The sequence below is a fragment of the Streptomyces calidiresistens genome (assembly GCF_014141525.1).
Taxonomy (GTDB): Bacteria; Actinomycetota; Actinomycetes; order Streptomycetales; family Streptomycetaceae; genus Streptomyces; species Streptomyces calidiresistens.
Map to the genome: position 1 here is coordinate 1 of NZ_VKHS01000331.1, position 5,761 is coordinate 5,761.

Genomic DNA, 5,761 nt, shown 5'->3' on the forward strand with positions numbered 1-5,761 from the left:
ACGCGCTGGCGCTGGCGCAGGAGGAGCAGTCCGCCGGCCGGCTGCTGAACGAGCTGTTCCAGCGGGCCCTGCGGGTGGGCAAGCGCGCCCACAGCGAGACCGCCATCGACCGCGCCGGCCAGTCGGTCAGCGTCCTGGAGCGTGCCGCCCTCGCTCCCGACACCCGCGGCAAGCTGCTGCGCGACACCCTCGGCACGGACACCGCGGCCGAGGCCGCCGTGCTGTCCACCTGCAACCGCATCGAGCTGTACGCCGACGTGGACCGCTTCCACGAGGGCGTCTCCGACCTCACCGCCGCGCTGTCCCGGCACAGCGGGCTGCCCGTCGGGGAACTCGCCGCCCACCTCTACACCCGGTGGGAGGACCGGGCCGTGCACCACCTGTTCTCGGTGGCCTGCGGCCTGGACTCCATGGTGGTGGGCGAGGGGCAGATCCTCGGCCAGATCAAGAACGCGCTGGCGCTGGCGCAGGAGGAGCAGTCCGCCGGCCGGCTGCTGAACGAGCTGTTCCAGCGGGCCCTGCGGGTGGGCAAGCGCGCCCACAGCGAGACCGCCATCGACCGCGCCGGCCAGTCGCTGGTCACCTTCGGACTGGAGCAGCTGGCCCGCGCGGACCTCGCCGCGGGCGTCGGCACCCCGGCCGCCGGGCCGCCGGCGCCGGGTGCCGAGGCGATGCCGGACGTCCCGGCGTGGATCGCGGGCAAGCGGGTGCTGGTGATCGGCGCCGGTTCCATGTCCTCGTTGGCCGCGACGACACTGGCCCGCGCCGGCGCGACCGAACTGGTGATCGCCAACCGCACCCTGGCCAGGGCCGAGCGGCTGGCGGACAACCTCAACGAACTGCGCGGCGCCGACCGCGTGCCCGGCGGCACCCTCTCCGCCCGGGCGGTGCCGATCAACGCCATCTCGCTCGCCGCCGAACTGCGCCTGGCCGACCTCGTGGTCTCCTGCACGGGGGCCACCGGCCTGGTGCTCACCGCCGAGCAGATCGCCGCCGCGCTGCGCGACCGCCGCCACGGCGCCCGCCGGTCCGCGGGCCCGCTGCTCGCCGCCGACGGCACCCCCGCCGTCGACACCGCGGACACCACGGGGCCCGACGGCCCCGCGCCGACCCGGCCCCTGGCCCTGCTGGACCTCGCCATGCCCCGGGACGTGGACGCCGCCGCCCACGGGGTGCCCGGCGCCCGCCTGGTGGACATCGAGTCCCTCGCGGTGGCCTCCGCCGACGCCCCCATGGCCGCCGACGTGGACACCGTCCGCCGGATCGTGGACGAGGAGGTGGAGGAGTTCGGCGCCGCCCAGCGCGCCGCCGCCATCACCCCCACCGTGGTCGCCCTGCGCGCCATGGCCTCCGGTGTGGTCGCCGGGGAACTGGCCCGCCTGGAGGGCAGGCTGCCGGGCCTGGACGACAAGCAGCGCGCCGAGGTGGCGCACGCCGTGCGCCGGGTCGTGGACAAGTTGCTGCACGCTCCCACCGTCCGGGTCAAGGAACTCGCGGGGGAGCCGGGCGGCGCGGACTACGCCGCCGCCCTGCGGGAGCTGTTCGACCTCGATGCCCGGACCGACGCCGCGCGGCACCCCGGTCCGGGCGGCCCGACGACCGTCGCGCCGCCGCGCACATCCCCCGGAACCCGGGACGCGCGGAACCCCGAGCCGGTTCCCGCCGGTCGCCCCGACCCGGTCGGCGGCCACGGGAACGGCATCCACCGGTGGTCGAACACCGGTAATCCACCCGACCACCCCACCGCGGAACAGGAGCGGTCATGACAGCCCTCAGGCTCGGGACCCGGCGCAGCAAACTCGCCATGGCCCAGTCCGGGCAGGTCGCCGAACGGGTTCGGCGGCTCACCGGGCGTCCCGTGGAGCTGGTCGAGGTCGTCACCACCGGCGACATCTCCCGCGAGCACCTGACCGCCATCGGCGGGACCGGCGTCTTCGTCTCCGCGCTGCGCGACGAACTGCTCGCGGGCCGGATCGATTTCGCCGTGCACTCCCTCAAGGACCTGCCCACCGCCCAGCCGCCGGAGCTGGCGCTCGCGGCCGTGCCCGAACGCGCCGATCCCCGGGACGCCCTGGTGGCCCGGGACGGCCTGACCCTGGAGGAGCTGCTGCGCGCCGGCGCCGCCGACGGATCCGGCCGCCCGGCGCGCGTGGGCACCGGTTCACCCCGGCGCATGTCCCAATTGCACACCCATGCCCGCTCCCTGGGTTGCGGGATCACAACGGTTCCCATCCGGGGGAATGTCGACACCCGGATCGGGTACGTCCGTGCCGGCGAGCTCGACGCGGTCGTGCTCGCCTCCGCCGGACTCCACCGGGTCGGCTCGGAGGGCGCGATCACCGACCTCCTCGATCCCGACACCGTCCTGCCCGCCCCCGGCCAGGGGGCACTGGCGATCGAGTGCGTCGCGTCCCGTGACGACCTCGTCGCCGAGCTCGGCCGACTGGACGATCCGCCCACGCGGATCGCCGTGACCGCCGAGCGAGCCCTGCTCTCCGCACTGGAGGCCGGATGCAGCGCGCCCGTCGCCGCGCTCGCCGACCACCGGGAGGACGAACCGGGTACCACCGTCCTGCACCTGCGGGGCGCCGTCGGCACCACCGACGGGGTCACGTCGATGCAGCTGTCCACCACCGGTCCCGTACCGGCGTCCGACGGGGAGGCGACCGCCCGTGCCGATCGCATGGGGCGCGACCTCGCCGCCGAGATGCTCGCCAAGGGCGCGGCCGGTCTGATGGGGGAGCGAGCACAGTGAGCCCCACCACCGCACAACCGCACTCCGCCGTTCCGCACCCCGCCGCGCACATCCGTCCGGCGGGCGGCGGGATGTCCGACGGGCATGTCACCTTCCTCGGTGCCGGGCCCGGTGATCCGGGCCTGCTCACCCTGCGAGCCGTCGAGGCACTCGCCAGGGCAGATGTCCTGATCGCCGACCCCGAGGTCCACGAGGTGGTTCGCGCGCACGTCCGGGACGGCGCCGAAACCCCCCTGCAACCCGTGGCCGATCCGGTCGACGACGCCTCCGCCGCCCCCGGGCGGGCCGGTGACGCAGCAGATCTTGTCATGCGTGCCGCGCGCCGCGGCAAGCGGGTGGTGCGTGCCGTCGCCGGGGACCCCGGCCTGGACGGTGCCACCACTGGCGAGATGCTGGCCTGCGCCGCCGAGGGCATCACCTTCGAGGTGGTGCCGGGGATCGCCGAGGCCGTCGGCGTGGCCGCCTACGCGGGTGTTCCGCTGCGCGACAACGCCGGCACCGACGTCCGCATCATCGACGCCCGCACCGCGGACGAGCGATGTTGGGCCGAGATCGGCGGCAGCGACGCCACCGTCGTCATCGGCACCTCCCTGCTGGAGGTCGGCGCCACCGCCACCCGGCTGATCGGCTCCGGCCGCAAGCCCGACACCCCGCTGTCGGTGACCGTGGCCGGCACCACCACCCGGCAGCGCACCTGGACCGCGACGCTGGGCACCATCGAGCGGACCCTCAAGCAGGCGAAGGTGCTGCCCGCGCCCGCCGACGGGGACCGGTCGGTGATAGCGGTCCTCGGCGACCGCAGCGCGCCCGACCAGCGCGACCGGCTGGCCTGGTTCGAGTCCAAGCCGCTGTTCGGCTGGCGGGTCCTGGTGCCGCGCACCAAGGAGCAGGCCGCCTCGCTCTCGGAGCAGCTGCGCTCCTACGGCGCGGTGCCCAGCGAGGTGCCGACCATCGCCGTGGAGCCGCCGCGCACCCCGCAGCAGATGGACCGGGCGATCAAGGGTCTGGTGACCGGCCGCTACGAGTGGATCGCCTTCACCTCGGTGAACGCGGTCCGGGCGGTCCGGGAGAAGTTCGAGGAGTACGGGCTGGACGCCCGTGCCTTCGCCGGGATCAAGGTGGCGGCGGTCGGCGACCAGACCGCGCGCTCGCTGATCGAGTTCGGCGTGCGGCCGGACCTGGTGCCGGGCGGGGAGCAGTCCGCCGCCGGGCTGCTGGAGGACTGGCCGCCCTACGACCCGGTCTTCGACCCGATCGACCGGGTGCTGCTGCCGCGCGCCGACATCGCCACCGAGACGCTGTCGGCGGGCCTGGTGGAGCTGGGCTGGGAGGTGGACGACGTCACCGCCTACCGGACGGTGCGCGCCTCGCCGCCGCCGGCCCCCACCCGCGAGGCGATCAAGGGCGGCGGTTTCGACGCGGTGCTGTTCACCTCCTCCTCCACGGTGCGGAACCTGGTGGGCATCGCGGGCAAGCCGCACAATGTCACCGTGATCGCCTGCATCGGCCCGGCCACGGCGCGCACCGCCGAGGAGCACGGGTTGCGGGTGGACGTGATGGCCCCCGAGCCGTCGGTGCACCGCCTGGCGGAGGCGCTGGCCGAGTTCGGCGCCAAGCGGCGGGAGGCGGCGCTGGCGGCCGGGGAGGTGCTCAAGCGGCCGAGCGAGAAGCGTCCGCAGCGGCGCCGTCCGCGCGGGGCGTAGCCGGCGGCCCCGGGCACGGCGCGATCCGCGGGTCCCGGGCGACTCCCCTCCGCGGGGGGTCGCCCGGGACCCGCGGCCGTTCCGGCGCCGGGTGGCGGCGGGCGGGCGGGGCGCCCCGGGTTACCGTGCGAGCGCCGGCCGGCATCCGAGCGGCCGGTGGACCGTCGGCCCCCTCCGGTCACGTGAGCGTCCGGCGGCCCCCTTCCGCAGCCCAGGAGATCGAGACACAGGTGTTTTCCCACGGAGCCTTCCCGGACGTCCGCCCGCGCCGGCTGCGCACCACCGCGGCGATGCGCCGCATGACCGCCGAGCACCGCGTCCATCCGGCCGACCTGGTGCTGCCCGCCTTCGTGCGCGAGGGCATCGCCGAGCCCGCGCCGATCTCCTCGATGCCCGGCGTGGTCCAGCACACCCTCGACTCGCTGCGGCGGGCCGCCGCCGAGGCGGCCGACGCCGGCGTGGCGGGGATCATGCTGTTCGGTGTCCCCGAGGTCAAGGACGCCGTGGGGACGGCGGCCACCGATCCCGGGGGCATCCTCCAGGTGGCGCTGCGGGCGGTCCGTGAGGAGGTCGGCGACGCCCTGGTGGTGATGTCCGACCTGTGCCTGGACGAGACCACCGATCACGGGCACTGCGGTCTGCTGGACGAGCGGGGCCGGGTGGACAACGACGCGACCCTGGCCCGCTACGCCGAGATGGCGGTGGTGCAGGCGGAGGCCGGCGCGCACGTCCTGGGCCCCAGCGGCATGATGGACGGCCAGATCGGGCACGTCCGGCGCGCCCTGGACGCCGCCGGGCACGAGGACGTCGCGCTGCTGGCGTACACGGCGAAGTACACCTCCGCCTTCTACGGCCCGTTCCGGGAGGCGGTGGAGTCGGGGCTGACCGGCGATCGGATGACCTACCAGCAGGACCCGGCCAACGGTCGGGAGGCCCTGCGCGAGCTGTCCCAGGACCTCGCGGAGGGCGCCGACATGGTGATGGTCAAGCCCGGCCTGCCGTACCTGGACGTGTTGCGGCGGGTGGCCGACGCGGTGGCGGTGCCGGTGGCGGCCTACCAGATCTCCGGGGAGTACGCGATGGTCGAGGCCGCCGCCGAGAAGGGGTGGATCGAGCGGGAGCGGGCGATCGACGAGACGCTGGTGTGCTTCAAGCGGGCGGGCGCGGACGTGATCCTCACCTACTGGGCCGTGGAGGCCGCCCGCCGCGCCGCCGCCCGCTGAGCGGAGCCCGCCGGGCCGAGCCCGCCCCCGCCCGCCGAGCGGCCGGCCCCGGCCCGCCGCTCGGCGGGCGGGGGCGGGCT

The 5,761-nt window shown here is 75.6% G+C and carries 4 protein-coding genes; all 4 read left to right on the plus strand.

Annotated features, from left to right (window positions below):
* Positions 1-104 precede the first annotated feature (104 nt).
* The 4 genes from FOE67_RS14640 (at position 105) to hemB (ending at position 5,681) form a co-directional block, all read left to right on the plus strand.
* Entirely contained in the window at positions 105-1,766 is a 1,662-nt protein-coding gene (locus FOE67_RS14640) for a glutamyl-tRNA reductase (protein ID WP_323384941.1), read from the plus strand.
* Positions 1,763-2,755 carry a hydroxymethylbilane synthase gene (gene hemC, locus FOE67_RS14645; RefSeq protein ID WP_182664369.1) on the plus strand — a complete coding sequence of 331 codons (993 nt, stop codon included), beginning with the start codon at positions 1,763-1,765 and terminating at the stop codon, positions 2,753-2,755. Before FOE67_RS14640 ends, hemC begins: the two co-directional genes overlap by 4 nt.
* Entirely contained in the window at positions 2,752-4,458 is a 1,707-nt protein-coding gene (locus FOE67_RS14650) for a bifunctional uroporphyrinogen-III C-methyltransferase/uroporphyrinogen-III synthase (RefSeq protein ID WP_438874222.1), read from the plus strand. The genes hemC and FOE67_RS14650 overlap by 4 nt, the downstream gene beginning before the upstream one ends.
* 230 nt (positions 4,459-4,688) lie before the next feature.
* Entirely contained in the window at positions 4,689-5,681 is a 993-nt protein-coding gene (hemB, locus tag FOE67_RS14655) for a porphobilinogen synthase (protein ID WP_182664371.1), read from the plus strand.
* The last annotated feature ends 80 nt before the right edge of the window (positions 5,682-5,761 follow it).

Coding starts and splice junctions, on each gene's coding strand:
- hemC (WP_182664369.1), top strand. CDS start 1,763: ATGACAGCCCTCAGGCTCGGGACCCGGCGCAGCAAACTCGCCATGGCC.